General features: G+C 73.4%; 17 protein-coding genes. 11 read left to right on the top strand and 6 right to left on the bottom strand.

The features are described from left to right. Window positions 1-10 precede the first annotated feature (10 nt). From WJX68_RS23150 to WJX68_RS23135, 4 genes are read left to right on the top strand one after another with little or no spacing between them, the layout of a single operon-like run. Complete coding sequence (locus tag WJX68_RS23150; RefSeq protein WP_340294640.1) at window positions 11-1,009, top strand: F0F1 ATP synthase subunit gamma; 999 nt, start codon at window positions 11-13, stop codon at window positions 1,007-1,009. Next, the gene (gene atpD, locus WJX68_RS23145) at window positions 1,009-2,442 is read left to right on the top strand and encodes a F0F1 ATP synthase subunit beta (protein WP_340294638.1); all 1,434 of its coding nucleotides are present in this window, start codon (window positions 1,009-1,011) and stop codon (window positions 2,440-2,442) included. Before WJX68_RS23150 ends, atpD begins: the two co-directional genes overlap by 1 nt. Window positions 2,443-2,458: 16 nt before the next feature. Beyond that, the gene (locus tag WJX68_RS23140) at window positions 2,459-2,830 is read left to right on the top strand and encodes a F0F1 ATP synthase subunit epsilon (RefSeq protein ID WP_340294744.1); all 372 of its coding nucleotides are present in this window, start codon (window positions 2,459-2,461) and stop codon (window positions 2,828-2,830) included. A 21-nt stretch (window positions 2,831-2,851) separates the two neighbouring features. Next, window positions 2,852-3,301 carry a DUF2550 domain-containing protein gene (locus WJX68_RS23135; protein ID WP_340294636.1) on the top strand — a complete coding sequence of 150 codons (450 nt, stop codon included), beginning with the start codon at window positions 2,852-2,854 and terminating at the stop codon, window positions 3,299-3,301. A gap of 109 nt (window positions 3,302-3,410) precedes the next feature. Here WJX68_RS23135 and WJX68_RS23130 read toward each other — a convergent pair whose 3' ends face one another. Continuing rightward, complete coding sequence (locus WJX68_RS23130) at window positions 3,411-4,001, bottom strand: cob(I)yrinic acid a,c-diamide adenosyltransferase (protein WP_340294634.1); 591 nt, start codon at window positions 3,999-4,001, stop codon at window positions 3,411-3,413. Window positions 4,002-4,125: 124 nt separating this feature from the next. On the opposite strand from WJX68_RS23130, the gene murA reads away from it, so the two are divergent. After that, window positions 4,126-5,394 carry a UDP-N-acetylglucosamine 1-carboxyvinyltransferase gene (gene murA, locus WJX68_RS23125; RefSeq protein ID WP_340294632.1) on the top strand — a complete coding sequence of 423 codons (1,269 nt, stop codon included), beginning with the start codon at window positions 4,126-4,128 and terminating at the stop codon, window positions 5,392-5,394. A 60-nt stretch (window positions 5,395-5,454) separates the two neighbouring features. Next, on the top strand, window positions 5,455-6,306 hold the full coding sequence (locus WJX68_RS23120) for a DUF1206 domain-containing protein (RefSeq protein WP_340294630.1): 852 nt from the start codon (window positions 5,455-5,457) through the stop codon (window positions 6,304-6,306). Between the two features lie 4 nt (window positions 6,307-6,310). On the opposite strand, the gene WJX68_RS23115 is transcribed toward WJX68_RS23120, so the two are convergent. Next, window positions 6,311-6,643: a hypothetical protein gene (locus WJX68_RS23115; RefSeq protein WP_340294628.1), complete on the bottom strand. Its 333-nt coding sequence runs from the start codon at window positions 6,641-6,643 to the stop codon at window positions 6,311-6,313. 218 nt (window positions 6,644-6,861) lie between these two features. On the opposite strand from WJX68_RS23115, the gene WJX68_RS23110 reads away from it, so the two are divergent. Beyond that, complete coding sequence (locus WJX68_RS23110) at window positions 6,862-8,880, top strand: protein meaA (protein ID WP_340294626.1); 2,019 nt, start codon at window positions 6,862-6,864, stop codon at window positions 8,878-8,880. A 21-nt stretch (window positions 8,881-8,901) separates the two neighbouring features. On the opposite strand, the gene WJX68_RS23105 is transcribed toward WJX68_RS23110, so the two are convergent. Genes WJX68_RS23105 through WJX68_RS23095 form a run of 3 tightly spaced genes read right to left on the bottom strand, consistent with a single transcriptional unit; the run spans window position 8,902 to window position 11,797 of the window. Beyond that, window positions 8,902-10,056: a methyl-accepting chemotaxis protein gene (locus WJX68_RS23105; RefSeq protein ID WP_340294624.1), complete on the bottom strand. Its 1,155-nt coding sequence runs from the start codon at window positions 10,054-10,056 to the stop codon at window positions 8,902-8,904. A 36-nt stretch (window positions 10,057-10,092) separates the two neighbouring features. Beyond that, window positions 10,093-10,998 carry a transporter substrate-binding domain-containing protein gene (locus WJX68_RS23100; RefSeq protein WP_340294622.1) on the bottom strand — a complete coding sequence of 302 codons (906 nt, stop codon included), beginning with the start codon at window positions 10,996-10,998 and terminating at the stop codon, window positions 10,093-10,095. Between the two features lie 25 nt (window positions 10,999-11,023). Then, a complete protein-coding gene (locus WJX68_RS23095; protein WP_340294620.1) occupies window positions 11,024-11,797 on the bottom strand; it encodes an enoyl-CoA hydratase-related protein in 774 nt (257 codons plus the stop codon). Window positions 11,798-11,857: 60 nt separating this feature from the next. Between WJX68_RS23095 and WJX68_RS23090 the strand changes: the two genes are divergently transcribed. Next, window positions 11,858-12,619, top strand: a complete 762-nt coding sequence (locus WJX68_RS23090; RefSeq protein ID WP_340294618.1) for a TetR/AcrR family transcriptional regulator — start codon at window positions 11,858-11,860, stop codon at window positions 12,617-12,619. Window positions 12,620-12,648: 29 nt separating this feature from the next. After that, on the top strand, window positions 12,649-13,887 hold the full coding sequence (locus WJX68_RS23085; protein ID WP_340294616.1) for a cytochrome P450 family protein: 1,239 nt from the start codon (window positions 12,649-12,651) through the stop codon (window positions 13,885-13,887). A gap of 40 nt (window positions 13,888-13,927) precedes the next feature. Here WJX68_RS23085 and WJX68_RS23080 read toward each other — a convergent pair whose 3' ends face one another. Next, complete coding sequence (locus WJX68_RS23080; RefSeq protein WP_340294741.1) at window positions 13,928-14,464, bottom strand: NUDIX domain-containing protein; 537 nt, start codon at window positions 14,462-14,464, stop codon at window positions 13,928-13,930. A 45-nt stretch (window positions 14,465-14,509) separates the two neighbouring features. Between WJX68_RS23080 and nucS the strand changes: the two genes are divergently transcribed. Both nucS and WJX68_RS23070 read left to right on the top strand, forming a co-directional pair. Beyond that, window positions 14,510-15,169, top strand: a complete 660-nt coding sequence (nucS, locus tag WJX68_RS23075; protein ID WP_340294614.1) for an endonuclease NucS — start codon at window positions 14,510-14,512, stop codon at window positions 15,167-15,169. 77 nt (window positions 15,170-15,246) lie between these two features. Then, window positions 15,247-16,776, top strand: a complete 1,530-nt coding sequence (locus WJX68_RS23070) for an aldehyde dehydrogenase family protein (protein ID WP_340294612.1) — start codon at window positions 15,247-15,249, stop codon at window positions 16,774-16,776. The last annotated feature ends 121 nt before the right edge of the window (window positions 16,777-16,897 follow it).

The raw sequence follows: 16,897 nt of genomic DNA, 5'->3' as shown, positions 1-16,897 counted from the left end.
CTGATACCCGATGGCGGCACAGATCCGGGTGCTGCGCCGGCGTATCCGGTCGACGCAGTCCATCAAGAAGATCACCCGCTCCCAGGAGCTGATCGCGACCTCACGGATCGCGAAGGCCCGGGCGCGGGTGGACGAGGCGCGTCCGTACGCCGAGCTCATGACGAGCACGCTGTCCGAGCTCGCGTCGAACTCGGCGCTGGACCACCCGCTGCTCGTCGAGCGGGAGGAGCCCAAGCGTGCCGCGGTCCTGGTCGTGACCAGTGACCGCGGCCAGTGCGGCGGCTACAACGCCAACGTGCTGAAGGAGGCCGAGCAGCTCCAGTCGCTCCTGCGCGAGCAGGGCAAGGAGCCGGTCCTCTACGTGATCGGGCGCAAGGGCGTCTCGTACTACCGGTTCCGCAACCGCGACATCGAGCAGTCGTGGACCGGTTTCTCCGAGCAGCCCGGCTACGAGCACGCGGCCGAGGCGGCGAAGACGCTGGTCGACGCGTTCATGGCCGGTGAGGACGACCACGAGGACAACGCCGACGGCGTCCGGGGCGTGGACGAGCTGCACCTCGTCTACACCAGCTTCAAGAACATGATCACCCAGGTCCCGCAGGCCCGGCGGATGGCTCCGCTCGAGGTCGAGTACGCGGCCGACCCGGCCTCCGCGAAGCCGGTCGACGAGATCGACGCCGATGCGGACACCGCGCAGAGCCAGTCCGAGCACCCCGAGCGCAAGGGACTGCAGTCGCTGTACGAGTTCGAACCGGACCCGGACACGCTGTTCGACGCGCTGCTGCCGAAGTACATCGGGGCCCGCCTCTACGCGGCCCTGCTGGAGTCGGCGGCGTCGGAGTCGGCGAACCGGCAGCGGGCCATGAAGGCCGCGACCGACAACGCGAACGAACTGATCCGTAGCCTGACCCTCGAGGCCAACCAGGCTCGCCAGGCACAGATCACCCAGGAGATCAGCGAGATCGTCGGTGGTGTCGACGCTCTCGCCAGCGCAGGAAGTGAGAGCTGATGACCACGACCGCCGAGACCTCGGCCGGTCCGATCACCGGGCGCGTCGTCCAGGTGACCGGCCCGGTCGTCGACGTCGAGTTCCCGCGTGACCAGGTCCCCGACCTGCTCAACGCGCTGACCCTCGAGGTCGACCTCTCCGGGGACAAGCGCAAGCTGACCCTCGAGATCGCCACGCACCTGGGTGACAACCTGGTCCGGGCCATCTCGATGCAGCCGACCGACGGCGTGGTGCGCGGCCAGGAGGTCACCGACCTCGGCCGGCCGATCTCCGTCCCGGTCGGTGACCAGGTCAAGGGGCACGTGTTCAACGCGCTCGGCGACTGCCTGGACGACCCGAACGTCCAGTTCACCGGTGACCTCCGGTCGATCCACCAGAAGGCCCCGCGGTTCGACCAGCTCGAGGGCAAGACCGAGATGCTGGAGACCGGCATCAAGGTCCTCGACCTGATGACCCCGTACGTGGTCGGCGGCAAGATCGGTCTGTTCGGTGGTGCCGGTGTCGGCAAGACCGTGCTGATCCAGGAGATGATCCAGCGCGTCGCGCAGAACTTCGGTGGCACCTCGGTGTTCGCCGGTGTCGGCGAGCGCACCCGTGAGGGCAACGACCTCATCACGGAGATGACCGAGTCGGGCGTCATGAAGAACACCGCCCTGGTGTTCGGTCAGATGGACGAGCCGCCGGGCACCCGTATGCGCGTCGCGCTCTCCGCGCTGACGATGGCGGAGTACTTCCGCGACGTGCAGGAGCAGGACGTGCTGCTCTTCATCGACAACATCTTCCGGTTCACCCAGGCCGGCCAGGAGGTCTCCACCCTCCTCGGTCGCATGCCGTCCGCGGTGGGCTACCAGCCCACCCTGGCTGACGAGATGGGCGAGCTGCAGGAGCGGATCACCTCGACCCGCGGCCGGTCGATCACCTCGATGCAGGCGATCTACGTCCCCGCGGACGACTACACCGACCCGGCTCCGGCGACGACCTTCGCGCACCTCGACGCCACCACCGAGCTCTCCCGGCCGATCTCCCAGAAGGGGATCTACCCGGCGGTGGACCCGCTGACCTCGACCTCGCGGATCCTGGACCCGCAGTACGTCGGTGACGAGCACTTCCGCGTCGCCAACGAGGTCAAGCGGATCCTGCAGAAGTACAACGACCTGCAGGACATCATCGCCATCCTCGGCATCGACGAGCTGTCCGAGGAGGACAAGCAGCTCGTCGGCCGGGCGCGCCGCATCGAGCGCTTCCTGTCGCAGAACCTGCTGGTCGCCGAGCAGTTCACCGGCCAGCCGGGCTCGACGGTCCCCCTCAAGGAGACCATCGAGGCGTTCGACAAGATCGCCAAGGGCGAGTTCGACGACGTCCCGGAGCAGGCGTTCTTCCTCTGCGGCGGTCTCGACGACCTGGAGAAGAACCGCAAGAAGCTGGAAGGCTGACACGATGCCGGCTGAGATGACCGTGGAGCTGGTCTCCGTGGAGCGCCGGCTGTGGTCGGGCGACGCGCGTTTCGTGCTCGCCCGGACCACGGTCGGCGAGGTCGGCATCCTGCCCGGCCACCAGCCGATGCTGGCCCAGCTGGAGGAGGCCGGGGTCGTCCGCATCGACTCCACCGACGGCTCGAAGCGCACCATCGCGGTGCACGGCGGGTTCCTGTCGGTGTCGGCCGAACGCGTGTCGATCCTGGCCGAGTTCGCCGAGCAGGCCGACGAGATCGACGTCGAGCGGGCCCGCCGGGCCCGTGAGGGCGCCGACTCCTCCACCGACGAGGGCAGGGCCGCGCTGGCCCGGGCCGAGGCCCGCCTCCGGGCGGCCGAGGCGAACTAGCGACGGGGACCGGGCACGGCAGTGGAGCTCATCGCGGCGATCGTCGGAGTTCTGCTGCTGTGCCTGGTCGTCCCCCTGGTCTGGCTCGCCGTACGGCGGGTGCGACTGATGCGTGGCGGCGGTGTGGACCTGTGTCTGCGCCGCCGTTTCGCTGTCACGGACTGGCACTTCGGGGTCGGCCGCTACGAGGGTGAGCGCTTCGCCTGGTACCGGCTGACGAGCTTCCGCGTCGGTCCGACCGTGGTGATCGACCGCGCCGAGCTGGAGATCGTCGACCGGCGCCCGCCGCACCGGTCGGAGGAGTTCGCGATCCCGACGGCGATCGAGGTGCTGCGCTGCCGCGGCCGCGACGCCGGCGGCCGCAGGATCGACGTCGAGCTCGCCATGTCGGGCGACGTCCGGACCGGTTTCCTGGCCTGGCTGGAGTCCACCCCGCCGGGACAGGGCCACGGCTACCGCGAAGCCTCCTGAACCCGCGCCGTCCCCGTCCCACCGCCCCGGGGCGTGCTCCGAGTGGCACCTTCGTAGCGCTCTGAGCCACGAGAGTGCCCCTGGGAGCAGGCCGGGGGAGGGTGCCGGGTCAGTCCGCGCCGGGGGCGCCGTGCGGGCCGCCCGGCTGCCAGAGGACGTCGCCGTCGGGGTTGGCGACCCGGCCGAGGATGAACAGCAGGTCCGAGAGCCGGTTCAGGTACTGCGCGGTCAGCGGGTTGGTCCGCTCCGGATCGGCCTCCAGCAGCGCCCACACCGACCGCTCGGCGCGGCGGGTGACGGTCCGGGCGACGTGCAGGTACGCCGCCCCCGGGGTGCCGCCGGGCAGGATGAACGAGTTCAGCTTCGGCAGCTCGGGGTTGAAGGCGTCGCACCAGCCCTCCAGGCGCGACACGTAGCCCTCGGTCACCCGCAGCGGCGGGTACTCCGGGTCCGGCACGATCGGCGCGCACAGGTCGGCGCCGACGTCGAACAGGTCGTTCTGGATCTGCCGCAGCGGGTCGACCACCCGCTCCTCCAGGCCGCCGACGGTGACCGCGACGCCGATCGCGGCGTTCGCCTCGTCGGTGTCGGCGTAGGCCGCCAGCCGGGGGTCGGTCTTGGCGACCCGGCTGAAGTCGCCGAGCGCCGTCGTCCCGTCGTCGCCGGTCTTGGTGTAGATCCGCGTCAGGTGCACCGCCACTCCGACAGGCTATGCGGACGCGTACGCGGCGACCAGGGCCGACCGTGCGCCGGACGGCGCAACCCGGTCCGCGACGCCCGGGGTGCGGAGCCCCGCCGGTGACGGTCCCGTTACCGTTCCCGGCGTGGTGGAGCATTTCGCGGTCCGTGGCGGCGCCCGTCTGAGCGGGTCGGTCGACGTCGTCGGGGCGAAGAACAGCGTGCTCAAGCTGATGGCGGCGGCGCTGCTGGCCGAGGGCCGCACGACGCTGGAGAACTGCCCGGAGATCCTGGACGTGCCGCTGATGGCCGACGTCCTGCGCAGCCTGGGGTGCACGGTCGCGATCGAGGGGTCGACCGTGCACATCGACGTCCCCGCGGATCCGGGTGCGGAGGCGGACTACCGCTCGGTGTCCAAGCTACGTGCCTCGGTGTGCGTGCTGGGCCCGCTGGTGGCGCGCTGCCGCCGCGCGGTCGTCCCGCTGCCCGGCGGCGACGCCATCGGCTCGCGCCCGCTGGACATGCACCAGAACGGGCTGCGCAAGCTGGGTGCGACGACCGACATCGTGCACGGCAGCGTCACGGCGAGTGCGGGGGACCTGCACGGCGCGCAGATCTGGCTGGACTTCCCCAGCGTCGGGGCGACCGAGAACATCCTGATGGCCGCGGTGCTGGCCGAGGGCACGACGGTCATCGACAACGCCGCGCGCGAGCCGGAGATCGTCGACCTCTGCGTGATGCTGCAGCAGATGGGCGCGAAGCTGGAGGGCGTCGGCAGCTCGACGCTGACCGTGCACGGCGTCAGCGGGCTGCAGCCCACCACCCACCGCGTCATCGGGGACCGGATCGTCGGGGCGACCTGGGCGTTCGCCGCCGCGATGACCCGGGGCGAGGTGACGGTGCGCGGCGTCGACCCGCACCACATCGACCTGGTGCTGGACAAGCTGCGCAGCGCCGGCGCCGAGATCTCCACCGGCGAGCAGGAGTTCTCGGTCGCGATGCCGCAGCGGCCGGCGGCCGTGGACTTCGTGACTCTGCCCTACCCGGGCTTCGCCACCGACCTGCAGCCGATGGCGATCGCGCTCTCGGCCGTCGCCGAGGGCACCTCGATGATCACCGAGAACGTGTTCGAGGCCCGCTTCCGCTTCGTCGACGAGATGGTGCGGCTCGGCGCGGACGCCCGGACCGACGGCCACCACGCCGTCGTGCGGGGGCGTCCGGAGCTGTCCAGCGCGCCGGTGTGGGCCAGCGACATCCGCGCCGGTGCGGGGCTGGTGCTGGCCGGGCTGTGCGCGCAGGGCACCACCGAGGTGTGGGACGTCGCGCACATCGACCGCGGCTACCCGCGCTTCGTGGAGAACCTCTCCGCGCTCGGCGCCGACGTACGACGGGTGGCCGGCGAGCCCGAGCGGTAGACGCTGCGGCCGTCACCCGGTCGTGCGACCCTTCTCGTCCACCCGACGAGGAGGCCGGTCATGGTCCGCACCCCCGACTCCACCGACGTGTCCCGGGCCGGTCGCAGGGCCGGCCGCGGGGCCCGCGACGTCGCGCACTCGACGCCGGTGCGGGTGGCCGCCCGGGTCGGGATCGCCGCGAACGGCGTCCTGCACCTGCTGATCGGCTGGCTCGCGGTGCAGGTCGCGCTGGGCTCCGGCGGGCAGGCCGACCAGAACGGCGCGCTCGGCGCGATCGCCGCCGAGCCCACGGGCCGGGTGTTCCTGTGGGTGCTGGTGGTCGGGTTCGCCGCGGTGGTCCTGTGGCGCACGGTGTCGGCGATCTGGGGCTTCGGCTACGTCGGCGACCGCACGACGCAGCTCACGAAGCGGGTGGTGTCCGCCGGGCAGGCGGTCGTCTACGCCGCGCTCGCCGTCGCGGCGGCCACGACGGCGCTGAGCGGGCGGGCCTCCTCGGGCGGCGGCGGCCGGGCCACGGCCGGCCTGCTCGGGCTGCCCGGCGGCCAGGTCCTCACGGTCCTGGTCGGGCTCGGCGTGCTGGTCGGCGGCGGTGTCATGGCCTGGTCGGGCTGGCAGAAGAAGTTCACCGAGGACCAGGACCTCTCCGGCGCCGACTCCCGGCTGCGCCGGATCAACGCGCGCACCGGCCAGGTCGGGTTCATCGCGAAGGGCGTCGCGATCGGGGTGCTCGGGATCCTGCTCGGGGTCGCGGCACTGACCTTCGACCCGCAGCGCGCGAACGGGCTGGACTCCGCGCTCAAGACGCTGCGCGAGCAGCCGTTCGGGGTGTTCCTGCTGGTCGCGGTGGGTGTCGGGATCGCCTGCTACGGCGTGTTCTGCTTCCTCGACGCCCGCTACCACCGGGTGACCTGAGGCGTCAGTCCAGCGACCGGCGGCTGAGCACGACCTTCGCGTCCTTCACGTCACCGGGGAACACGAGCAGGGCCCAGCCGCCGCCGTCGGCGCGCGCGGTCGTCGCCCGGATGCCCTCGGCGCGCAGCCGCTCGCGCAGCACCCGTGCCGCGTCCGGGCCGGGCACCCGTGACACCTCGGTCAGCAGCCCGGTCGCGACCGGGTCGTCCGGGTCGTCGGTGGGCAGCGTGACGTTCTTCTGGTGGCCGTAGGTCCAGCGCAGCAGCAGCGCGAGCACGGCCAGCGTGATCGCGACCCCGAGGACCGCGCCGAGCCGCGGGACCAGGTCGAGCTCCATCGCGCGATCGTCGCACCCGTGGGGCCGGCGCGCCCTGTCCGAGGGGTGGGGCGGTGAACCGATCCAGCGCTCGGTTTCCCGTGCGGTTCGCGTACTTTTCCGAACACGAGGACTGTGACGAGGGACGACTCCGCGCCCGCCGGGAGCTACTGGCGAGTAGTCTCCATCCGAATCACAGGCAGTGCCGACTGTGCTCCCGCGACGACACGGAGGTTCCGGTGCCGTACCCCACCGATCGTGAGCGTGACCGTCCCTGGGTGATCCGCACCTACGCCGGTCACTCGTCGGCGGAGAAGACGAACGAGCTCTACCGCCGCAACCTGGCCAAGGGCCAGACCGGGCTCTCGGTCGCCTTCGACCTGCCCACCCAGACCGGCTACGACCCCGACGACGAGCTCGCCGCGGGCGAGGTCGGCAAGGTCGGCGTCCCGGTCAGCCACATCGGTGACATGCGCGCCCTGTTCGACGGCATCCCGGTCGCCGAGGCCAACACCTCGATGACGATCAACGCGCCCGCGATGTGGCTGCTCGCGCTCTACGTCGCCGTCGCCGAGGAGCAGGCCGAGCAGCAGGGCCTCGACTACGCCGAGGTCCGCGCGAAGCTCGCCGGGACCACGCAGAACGACATCGTCAAGGAGTACCTGTCGCGGGGGACCTACGTCTTCCCGCCCGGGCCGAGCCTGCGGCTGATCACCGACATGGTCGCCTGGTCGGTGTCGGAGATCCCGAAGTGGAACCCGATCAACATCTGCAGCTACCACCTGCAGGAGGCCGGGGCGACGCCGACGCAGGAGCTGGCCTACGCGCTGTCGACCGCGATCGCCGTCCTGGACTCCGTGCGCGACTCCGGGCAGGTGCCGCCGGAGAAGTTCGGCGACGTCGTCGGGCGCATCTCGTTCTTCGTCAACGCCGGCATCCGGTTCGTCGAGGAGATGTGCAAGCTCCGCGCGCTGGGCCGGCTCTGGGACGAGATCACCCGCGAGCGCTACGGCGTCGAGAACCCCAAGCAGCGCCGCCTGCGCTACGGCGTGCAGGTCAACTCGCTCGGGCTGACCGAGGCCCAGCCGGAGAACAACGTCCAGCGCATCGTGCTGGAGATGCTCGCCGTCACCCTGTCCAAGGACGCCCGGGCCAGAGCGGTCCAGCTGCCCGCCTGGAACGAGGCGCTCGGCCTGCCGCGCCCGTGGGACCAGCAGTGGGCCCTGCGGATGCAGCAGGTCCTGGCCTACGAGACCGACCTGCTGGAGTACGAGGACATCTTCGACGGCTCCCGCGTCGTCGAGGCCAAGGTCGCCGAGCTCGTCGACGGCGCGCGCGCCGAGATCGACCGGGTGCAGGAGATGGGCGGCGCCGTGGCGGCCGTCGAGTCCGGCTACATGAAGGGCGAGCTGGTCAACTCCCTGGCCGCCCGCCGTCGCCGGCTGGAGTCCGGCGAGGAGGTCGTGGTCGGGGTCAACAAGTTCGACACGACCGAGCCGAGCCCGCTGCAGGCCGAGGGCGCCGACGCGATCTTCACCGTCGACCCGGAGACCGAGCGGTCCGCGGTCGCGGCGATCCGCGAGTGGCGGTCGGCCCGCGACCAGGCGGTCGTCGACGAGGCGCTGCGCGCGCTGCGCGACGCGGCGAAGACCGAGCAGAACCTGATGCAGGTCTCGATCGACTGCGCCAAGGCCGGCGTCACCACCGGCGAGTGGTCCGGCGCGCTGCGCGAGGTGTTCGGCGAGTTCCGGGCCCCGACCGGGGTGTCCGGGGCGAGCACGTCCGGCGAGGGCGCCACCGAGATCGCCGAGGTCCGTGACCGGGTCCGTGCCACCGGCGACGAGCTCGGCCAGCGGTTGCGGCTGCTCGTCGGCAAGCCGGGGCTCGACGGGCACTCCAACGGCGCCGAGCAGGTCGCCGTCCGGGCCCGCGACGTCGGCTTCGAGGTCGTCTACCAGGGCATCCGGCTCACGCCGTCGCAGATCGTCGCGGCCGCGGTGCAGGAGGGCGTGCACGCCGTCGGGCTGTCGGTGCTCTCCGGTTCGCACCTCGAGGTCGTCCCCGCGGTCGTGCGCGGGCTGGCCGAGGCCGGCGCGGGCGACGTCCCGGTCGTCGTCGGCGGGATCATCCCGCCCGAGGACGAGAAGCGGCTGCGCGAGGGCGGGGTCGCGGCGGTGTTCACGCCGAAGAACTTCCGGCTGACCGAGATGATGGGCGAGATCGTGGAGCTGATCCGGGCGGCGCAGGGCCTGGGCTGAGCCCGCGGGGGTGGTCCGGCCTCAGCCGTCGTCCTTCTCACTGCCCCGGCGGCTCAGCAGCCGGAACCCCGGGATCCCGACGATGGCCTGCCGGACTTCCTTCAGCACGTCCAGCAGCTCGTGCACGTCCGGTCCGACACGGTCGAGGGTCTCGAGGATCGGCATGATGTCGTCCTCCATGTGCTGGGTGAACACCGGCAGCTGGTCGACCAGCCGGATCGCCGCGCGCACCTCGTCCTCGGACAGCTCCTCGACGAAGCGCCGCGCCAGCGGTGCCGCCTGCCGGGCCAGCGGGCCGTAGAGGTCCAGCAGCTCGCCGGCCTGCGCGCTGGCCCCGGCGGCCTGCTCGACGACCTCGCCGGCCCGCTCGGAGACCGTGCGTGCCGCGGTGACGACGCCGGTCGCGTCGGTCGTGACCGTCTCGACCTGCCCGATGAGGTCCCCGGCGCGCCCGCTGACCTCGGCGACGGTGCGGATCAGCCCGCCCGCCTCGCCGGTCACGGTGTCCACCCGCGCGAGCAGCCCGCTCGCGTCGCCGGTGACGACCGAGACCTGCTCGACGATGCCCTCGGCGTTGCGCGAGACCGTCGTGACGCGCCGGACGAGCTCGCCCGCCTCCTCCGAGACGGTGGTGACCCGGCGGACCAGCTCGCCCGCCTCGTCGGAGACGGTGGTGACGCGCCGGACCAGTCCGTCGGCCTGCTCGGAGACGGTGGTGACCTTGCGGACGAGGGTGTCGGCGTCGTCGGCGACGCCGGTGACCCGGGCGACGAGGTCCTCCGCGTCCCCGGCGACGCCGGTGACCCGCGAGACCAGCTCCTCGGCGTTCCCGGCGACGCCGGTGACCTGCGCGACGAGTGCCTCGGCCTGCTCGGCGACCGGCCGGACCCGCCCGACGACCTCGGTCGCCTGCCCGGCGACGTCCTCGACGGTCCCGATCAGGCCCTCGGCCCGGTCGACGACGCCGTCGACCCGGTCGAGCAGCCGCTCGGCCCGCGTCGCGATGGTGCCGATCCGCCCGACCAGGGAGCCGACCTCCTCGAGCAGGTCGCCGGCCCGCGCGGGCAGCGCGACGACCGTCCCGGCGAGCTCCCCGGTCCGGTCGACCACCGTGGCCGCACCGGAGAGCAGGTCGGACGGTCCGGGGAGGTCGATCCCCGCGATGCGCAGCGCCATGCGCGGATCCTCGCACCCCGCGCGCCGCGGTGCGGGTCAGGACTCGGGGGTCCGTGCGCAGATCTCGTCGACGGTGAGGTCGCGGGGCGGCAGGTTCTCCGCGGTGAAGCCGAACGGGGCGGCGAGCTCCAGCCAGCGTCCCGACTCCTGCAGCGCGCCCAGCCCGCGGTCGAACTCCTCGCGGAACGCCCCGTCCGCCGGCCGGAAGGCGAACGCCCCGGCCCCGACGACCGGGCGGCCGTCGATCTCGGGGGCGAACCCGGGGGTGACGGTCAGCCCGATCCCGGCGTTGCGGCGGACCTCGTCGGCCAGCGAGATCCGGGTGAGCGCACCGACCTGGGCCGTGCCGTTCGCGACGCCGCGCACCAGCGCGCCCTGCGAGTCGACCGGCACGATCCGCCCGGCCGGCACCCCCGCGGCCAGCGCGTACTCCTGCTCGGCGCTGCCGTCGAGCACGGCGAGCGTGGCGCCGGCCCGGCGGACACCGGCCAGCGTCGCGACGCCGAGCGGGTTGCCGTCGGGCACGACGAGCGCGGTCGGGGCGACGAAGTCGGGCCGGGAGAACGCGACCTGCTGGCAGCGCAGCGGGGTGACGGTCAGGCCGACGGCGATGACGTCGAAGCGGCCGTCGAGCAGCCCGGGGACCAGCTGGTCGAACCGGGTCTGCACGGCGGTCAGGCCGCTGCCGCCCAGGGCGAGGACCACGGCGCGGGCGACCTCGGGGCTCTCGCCGGTGGCCCGCCCGGACCCGTCGGTGTAGCCGAACGGACGCTCGCCGGAGAGCCCGACCACGACGTCGCCGCCGTCGCGCAGCCGCGCCAGCGGGTCCGACGGCCCCCCGCAGCCGGTGAGCAGCGACCCGGCGAGCGCGCTCCCGCCGAGCGCGACGGCCGAGCCGAGCAGGCGGCGCCGGCTCAGCCGGGGTGACACGGAGGGCGGCATGGTCCTCGCGAGCCTAGGTGGCCGATCAGTCGGTCCACTCCGGGGCCCGCTTCTCCAGGAACGACGCCATGCCCTCGCGGGCCCCGCGGGACTGCGACATCGACGCCATGACCTCGGTGGCGACGGCGTAGGCGTCGGCCTCCGGGCGGTCGAGCTGGGCGTAGAGGGTCTGCTTGCCCACGGCCTTGGAGAGCCGGCTCCCGCGGGTCGCGCGGGCGAGCAGGTCGTCGACGCGGGCGTCGAGCTCCTCGTCGGCGACGGCGTGATTGACCAGGCCCCACTCGGCGGCGGTCTCGGCGTCGATCGGGTCCCCGGTCAGGGTCAGCTCCATGAGCCGCTTGCGGCCGATCGCCCGCGCGACCGGGACGGCGGGGGTGTGGCAGAACCAGCCGCCCTTGCCGCCGGGCAGCGCGAACGTCGCCGACCGCGCGGCGACGGCGAGGTCGCAGGACGCGACGAGCTGGCAGCCGGCCGCCCACGCCGTCGCGTGCACCCGGGCGATCACCACCTGCGGCACCTCCTGCACGGTGCGCATGACCGTGGTGCACAGCCGCAGCAGCGAGCGCACACCGGCCAGGTCGCGTCCGGCGACGTCGCCGAAGTCGTGCCCGGAGGAGAACGCCTTGCCCTCCCCGGCCAGCACGATCCCCGTCGCGTCGCTGCGCCCGGCGCTCTCGAAGGCGTCCAGCAGCTCGCGCAGGTGCCCCTCGGTCAGGGAGTTGCGCCGCTGCGGACGGTTCATCGTGATCCGGACCGTGTCGCCGTCCTGCTTGACCAGCAGGTGCTCGTAGTCGGGCATGGGTCGACGGTAGCCCGGAAAACCCTCGACGCCGAGACCCTGCGGGGCTAGCCTGACCGCATGACCGAATTCGTAGATCTGGTCACGACGGCGGGAGGCGGCGTGACGGCAGCGGTGCCGGCCGGGGACGGGGCGGACCTGGCGCGGATGGAACGGGTGCTCGACGCGGCGGCCGAGCTGCTGGTCCGCCAGGGCTACCGGCGGGTCACGGTGGAGGACGTCGCGCGCCGCGCCGGCGTCGGGAAGGGCACCGTCTACCTGCACGTCCGCAGCAAAGACGCGCTGTTCCTCACCGTGCTGCTGCGGTCGCAGCGGCGGCTGTTCGCCGAGCTGGCCGACCGGATGCTCGCCGAGCCCGTCGTCGCCCTGCCCTGGGGGATGTCGCGCGTGCTCTACGAGCGGCTGCGCGCCGACGAGGTCGCCCGGGTGCTCTACCTCGGCGACACCGAGGTGCTCGGCCGGCTCGCGCACGAGGCCGCGGGGACCCTCGGGGAGCTCGGGCGCCGCCGCGACGCCGTGGTGCGCGAGCACTTCCGGCTGCTGCGCGCGGCCCGCCTGGTCGACGACGACATCGCCGCCGACGAGCAGATCCACGCCTGGGGCGCGGTGACCTGGGGGTACTTCCTCGCCGAGGGCACCGGGAGCGCGTTCGCCCCGGCCGGCCCGGCGCGCACCGCCGCACTGATCGAGCACGGCCTGGCCCGGCAGCTCGCCGGGCCCGCCCCCGCGTCCCGCGCCGCGGACGTCGCGGGGGAGGTCGCCGCGCTGTACCGGCCGCTGGTCGCCCACATCGACGACGAGTGGAGACGTCGCGTCCGCTGATCCGGACGTGCGAGGAGAGGAGTCCCGAGATGGCCGCACCGAGTGCCGTGGACCTGATGGACCCGGCCGTCACCGCCGACCCGTACACCGCCTACGGGCGGATGCGCGAGCAGGCGCCCACCACCACCGTGACGATGCTGGGCAGCCCGCCCGCCGTGCTCGTCACCCGCTACGACGACGTCCGCACCGTCCTGACCGACCCGCGGTTCGTGACCGACCCGGCGCTCGCCGGCGGCCCGGACACCCGCGAGCAGATCATGGCGCAGATGGGGGTGCCCGACGACGTCGCCGCCTACCTGCTGCGCACCATCCTCACCACCGACGGCGCCGAGCACACCCGGCTGCGCAAGCTCGTCTCGCGGGCGTTCACCGTGAAGCGGGTGCAGGGACTGCGCCCGCGGGTGGAGCAGATCACCGCCGCCCTGCTCGACGAGATCGCGGCGGCCGGGGCCGGCGGCACGCCCGTCGACCTGGTGGAGGCACTGGCCTACCCGCTGCCGATCACGGTGATCTGCGAGCTCGTCGGGGTGCCCGAACCGGAGCGCGCGCAGTGGCACGAGTGGGGGCACGTGCTCACCACGATGGACCGCGAGCGCACCCCCGCGGCGCTGCGCGCGGCGATCGCGCACGTCCACGCGCTCATCGACGCCCGGCGCGCCGAGCCGGCCGACGACCTGGTCACCGCGCTCGTCGCGGCCCAGGACGAGGACGGCGACCGCCTGTCCGACCCCGAGATGGTCACGATGATCTTCGCGCTGGTGATGGCCGGGCACGAGACGACCGCGCACCTGATCAGCAACGGGGTACTGGCCCTGCTCACCCGCCCCGACCAGCTCGCCGCGCTGCGCGCCGACCCCGGCCGCTGGCCGGGCGCGGTGCACGAGCTGATGCGCGCCCGCGGGCCCGTGCAGTTCACCCAGTTCCGGTACCCGACCGTCGACGTCGAGATCGGCGGGACCACGGTCGCGGCGGGCACCCCGGTGATCGCCGGGCTGCTGCCGGCCAACCACGACCCGCGGGCCTTCGACCACGCCGACGACCTGGACGTGACCCGGGCGACCGGGCGCGGGGAGGGCCATCTGGGCTTCGGGCAGGGCGCGCACTACTGCCTGGGCGCGGCGCTGGCGCGGCAGGAGGGCGAGGTCGCGCTGCGGATGCTCGTCGAGCGGTTCCCCGGGCTGCGGCTCGCGGTGCCCGCCGAGGACGTCGAGTGGCTGCCGCGGCCGGGCTTCACCCGGGTCGCGGCGCTGCCGGTGACGCCGGGCTGAGCACCGTCCGGGGGCGGGGGTGCCCCGCCCCCGGACGCGGTCAGCCGCGCGCGTCGTGCAGGGCGAGCAGGGCCCAGGCGGCGAGCGACTGCGCGTCGGTGAGCTCGCCGCGGCGCACCATCGCCTCGAACCCGGCCGGGGTGAACCAGGCGGCGCGCATGTCCTGCTCGGAGTGCTCGCGCCGCGGCGGACCGGCCGTCAGCCCGGTCGCGAGGTAGACGTGCCCGCGCTGGCTGGACATGCCGGGCGCGCAGTCGAGCGTGCCGAGCAGCGTCATGTGCGCGGCCGCGAGCCCGGTCTCCTCGACCAGCTCGCGGACCGCGAGCTCGGCGGGGTCGGCCTCGGCCCGGTCGGGGGCGGTGCCGGCGGGGAACTCCCAGCGGCGCCCGCCCACCGGGTAGCGGTACTGCTCGACCAGGTGCAGCCGGCCGTCGTCGTCGCGGGGGACCACCAGGGCGTAGGTCGGCTTGTCCACCACGCCGTAGACGCCCTCGGTGCCGTCGGCGCGCCGGATCCCGTCCTCCCGGACGGTCATCCAGGCGTTCGCGTACACCTGCCGGGTCGAGGTCTGCTCGATCACCCGCCCAGGGTGGTCCATGCGACCGGGCTTACAGTGAGCCGGGTGCGTCTCGTCATCGCCCGCTGCCAGGTGGACTACGTCGGACGGCTGACCGCCCACCTCCCCATGGCCCCACGGTTGCTGCTGGTCAAGCAGGACGGGTCGGTGAGCGTCCACGCCGACGACCGTGCCTACAAGCCGCTGAACTGGATGTCGCCGCCGTGCTGGCTCACCGAGGAGCCCGGCGTGTGGACCGTCCGGAACAAGGCCGACGAGTCGCTGGTGATCACCATCGAGGAGGTCCTGCACGACTCGAGCCACGAGCTCGGCGTGGACCCCGGGCTGGTCAAGGACGGCGTCGAGGCCCACCTGCAGGAGCTGCTGGCCGCGCACCCGGAGACCTTCGGCGAGGGCCACACCCTGGTGCGCCGCGAGTACATGACCGCGGTCGGCCCGGTGGACCTGCTGCTGCGCGACGGGAACGGCGCGCACGTCGCGGTGGAGGTGAAGCGCCGCGGCGAGATCGACGGCGTCGAGCAGCTCACCCGCTACCTGGAGCTGATGAACCGCGACCCGCTGCTCGCGCCGGTGCACGGGGTGTTCGCGGCCCAGCAGATCAAGCCGCAGGCCCGCACGCTGGCGACCGACCGCGGGATCCGCTGCGTCACCGTGGACTACGACGCGCTGCGCGGGATGGCGCGCGACGACCTGCTGCTGTTCTGAGCGCGCCGGCGCGCGGCTGACCTGCCCGGGCCAGCGTGGGCCCGGCCGGGCCCACCCGCGGCGTCTAGCCTGATCACGTGAGTGCCACCGCTGCTGACTCCACCGCCACGACCGCCGCGCCCCCCGCGGGCGACTTCGCGTCGCTGTCCCCGCGCACCGGGGAGGAGCTGGCCCGCTACCCCGTGCACGACGGCGAGCACGTCCGCTCCGCCGTGCGCGCCGCGGCCGAGGCCGCGCAGTGGTGGGGCGGGCTCGGCTTCGACGAGCGCCGCCGCCGGCTCGCCGCGTGGAAGAAGGTGCTCGTCGCCCAGCTCGACCGGGTCGCGCGCGTCGTCGCCGACGAGACCGGCAAGCCGATGGACGACGCCCGCCTCGAGGTCGTCCTCGCGATCGACCATCTGGACTGGGCCTCGGCCAACGCGAAGAAGGTCCTCGGGAAGCGCTCGGTGTCGCCGGGCCTGCTGATGGCCAACCAGGCGGCGACGGTGGCGTACCGGCCGCTGGGCGTCGTCGGGGTCATCGGGCCGTGGAACTACCCGGTCTTCACGCCGATGGGCTCGATCGCCTACGCCCTCGCCGCCGGCAACACCGTGGTGTTCAAGCCCTCCGAGCTCACGCCCGGGGTCGGGCACGAGATCGCCCGCACCCTGGCCGAGGCCGTCCCCGAGGTCGGGCGGTACCCGCTGTTCACCGTGGTCACCGGCTTAGGCCCGACCGGCGCCGAGCTGTGCCGCGCCCCGGGGATCGGCAAGATCGCCTTCACCGGGTCGGCCGCGACCGGCCGCCGGGTCATGGCCGCCTGCGCGGAGAACCTCGTCCCGGTGCTCATGGAGTGCGGCGGCAAGGACCCGCTGATCGTCGACGCCGACGCCGACCTCGACGCCGCCGCGGACGCGGCGGTCTGGGGCGGGATGTCCAACGCCGGGCAGACCTGCGTCGGTGTCGAGCGGGTCTACGTCGTCGAGTCCGTCGCCGGGCGCTTCCTGGAGAAGGTGCGCACCGCGGCGTCGCGGCTGCAGGTCGGGACGGCCGCGCAGGAGGGCGACCTCGGGCCGATGACGATGCCGTCGCAGACCGAGATCGTGCGCCGCCACGTCACCGACGCCCTGGAGAAGGGCGGGCGCGCGATCGTCGGCGGCGCCGACTCGGTGCCCGCGCAGGGCGGGGCGATCTCCCCGGTCGTCATCGCCGACGTGCCCGAGGACTCGGTCGCCGTCACCGAGGAGACCTTCGGCCCGCTGGTCGTGGTGAACCGGGTGCCCGACGTCGACGAGGCGGTCCGCCGCGCCAACGCCACCGGCTACGGCCTCGGCGCGACGGTGTTCTCCGCCCGCCGCGGCGAGCGGATCGCCGAGCAGCTGCGCTGCGGGATGGTGTCGATCAACGGCGTGATCTCCTTCGCCGGGATCCCGTCGCTGCCCTTCGGTGGCGTGGGGGAGTCCGGCTTCGGCCGCATCCACGGCGCGGACGGCCTGCGCGAGTTCACCCGGGCCCAGTCGGTCGCCCGGCAGCGGTTCCCGATCCCGCTCGTCGTCACGAGCTTCCGGCGCACCGCGCGCACCATGCAGGCGCTGACCGGGATCGTGAAGGCCCGCCACGGCCGCTGACCGCCGCCTGCCTGACCCGACGACCAGGGCCGCCCCGCACTTCGGGGTGGCCCTGGTCGCATGTTACCCACTGGTAGTGCCTCCGGATGGCAGGATCGCGCCCACGCGAGACAGAGTCGTC

Source organism: Pseudonocardia spirodelae (assembly GCF_037727765.1).
Lineage (GTDB): Bacteria > Actinomycetota > Actinomycetes > Mycobacteriales > Pseudonocardiaceae > Pseudonocardia > Pseudonocardia spirodelae.
Note: the sequence above shows the minus strand (reverse complement) of the source record. Positions and strands in the feature narration are given on the sequence as shown.

What these genes read in the sequence shown, in the direction of transcription:
- WJX68_RS23100 (WP_340294622.1), bottom strand. Translation starts at nt 10,998, where the DNA reads ATGCCGCCCTCCGTGTCACCCCGGCTGAGCCGGCGCCGCCTGCTCGGC.
- atpD (WP_340294638.1), top strand. Translation starts at nt 1,009, where the DNA reads ATGACCACGACCGCCGAGACCTCGGCCGGTCCGATCACCGGGCGCGTC.
- WJX68_RS23095 (WP_340294620.1), bottom strand. Translation starts at nt 11,797, where the DNA reads ATGCCCGACTACGAGCACCTGCTGGTCAAGCAGGACGGCGACACGGTC.
- WJX68_RS23085 (WP_340294616.1), top strand. Translation starts at nt 12,649, where the DNA reads ATGGCCGCACCGAGTGCCGTGGACCTGATGGACCCGGCCGTCACCGCC.
- WJX68_RS23115 (WP_340294628.1), bottom strand. Translation starts at nt 6,643, where the DNA reads ATGGAGCTCGACCTGGTCCCGCGGCTCGGCGCGGTCCTCGGGGTCGCG.
- WJX68_RS23090 (WP_340294618.1), top strand. Translation starts at nt 11,858, where the DNA reads ATGACCGAATTCGTAGATCTGGTCACGACGGCGGGAGGCGGCGTGACG.
- WJX68_RS23150 (WP_340294640.1), top strand. Translation starts at nt 11, where the DNA reads ATGGCGGCACAGATCCGGGTGCTGCGCCGGCGTATCCGGTCGACGCAG.
- WJX68_RS23105 (WP_340294624.1), bottom strand. Translation starts at nt 10,056, where the DNA reads ATGGCGCTGCGCATCGCGGGGATCGACCTCCCCGGACCGTCCGACCTG.
- WJX68_RS23140 (WP_340294744.1), top strand. Translation starts at nt 2,459, where the DNA reads ATGACCGTGGAGCTGGTCTCCGTGGAGCGCCGGCTGTGGTCGGGCGAC.
- WJX68_RS23120 (WP_340294630.1), top strand. Translation starts at nt 5,455, where the DNA reads ATGGTCCGCACCCCCGACTCCACCGACGTGTCCCGGGCCGGTCGCAGG.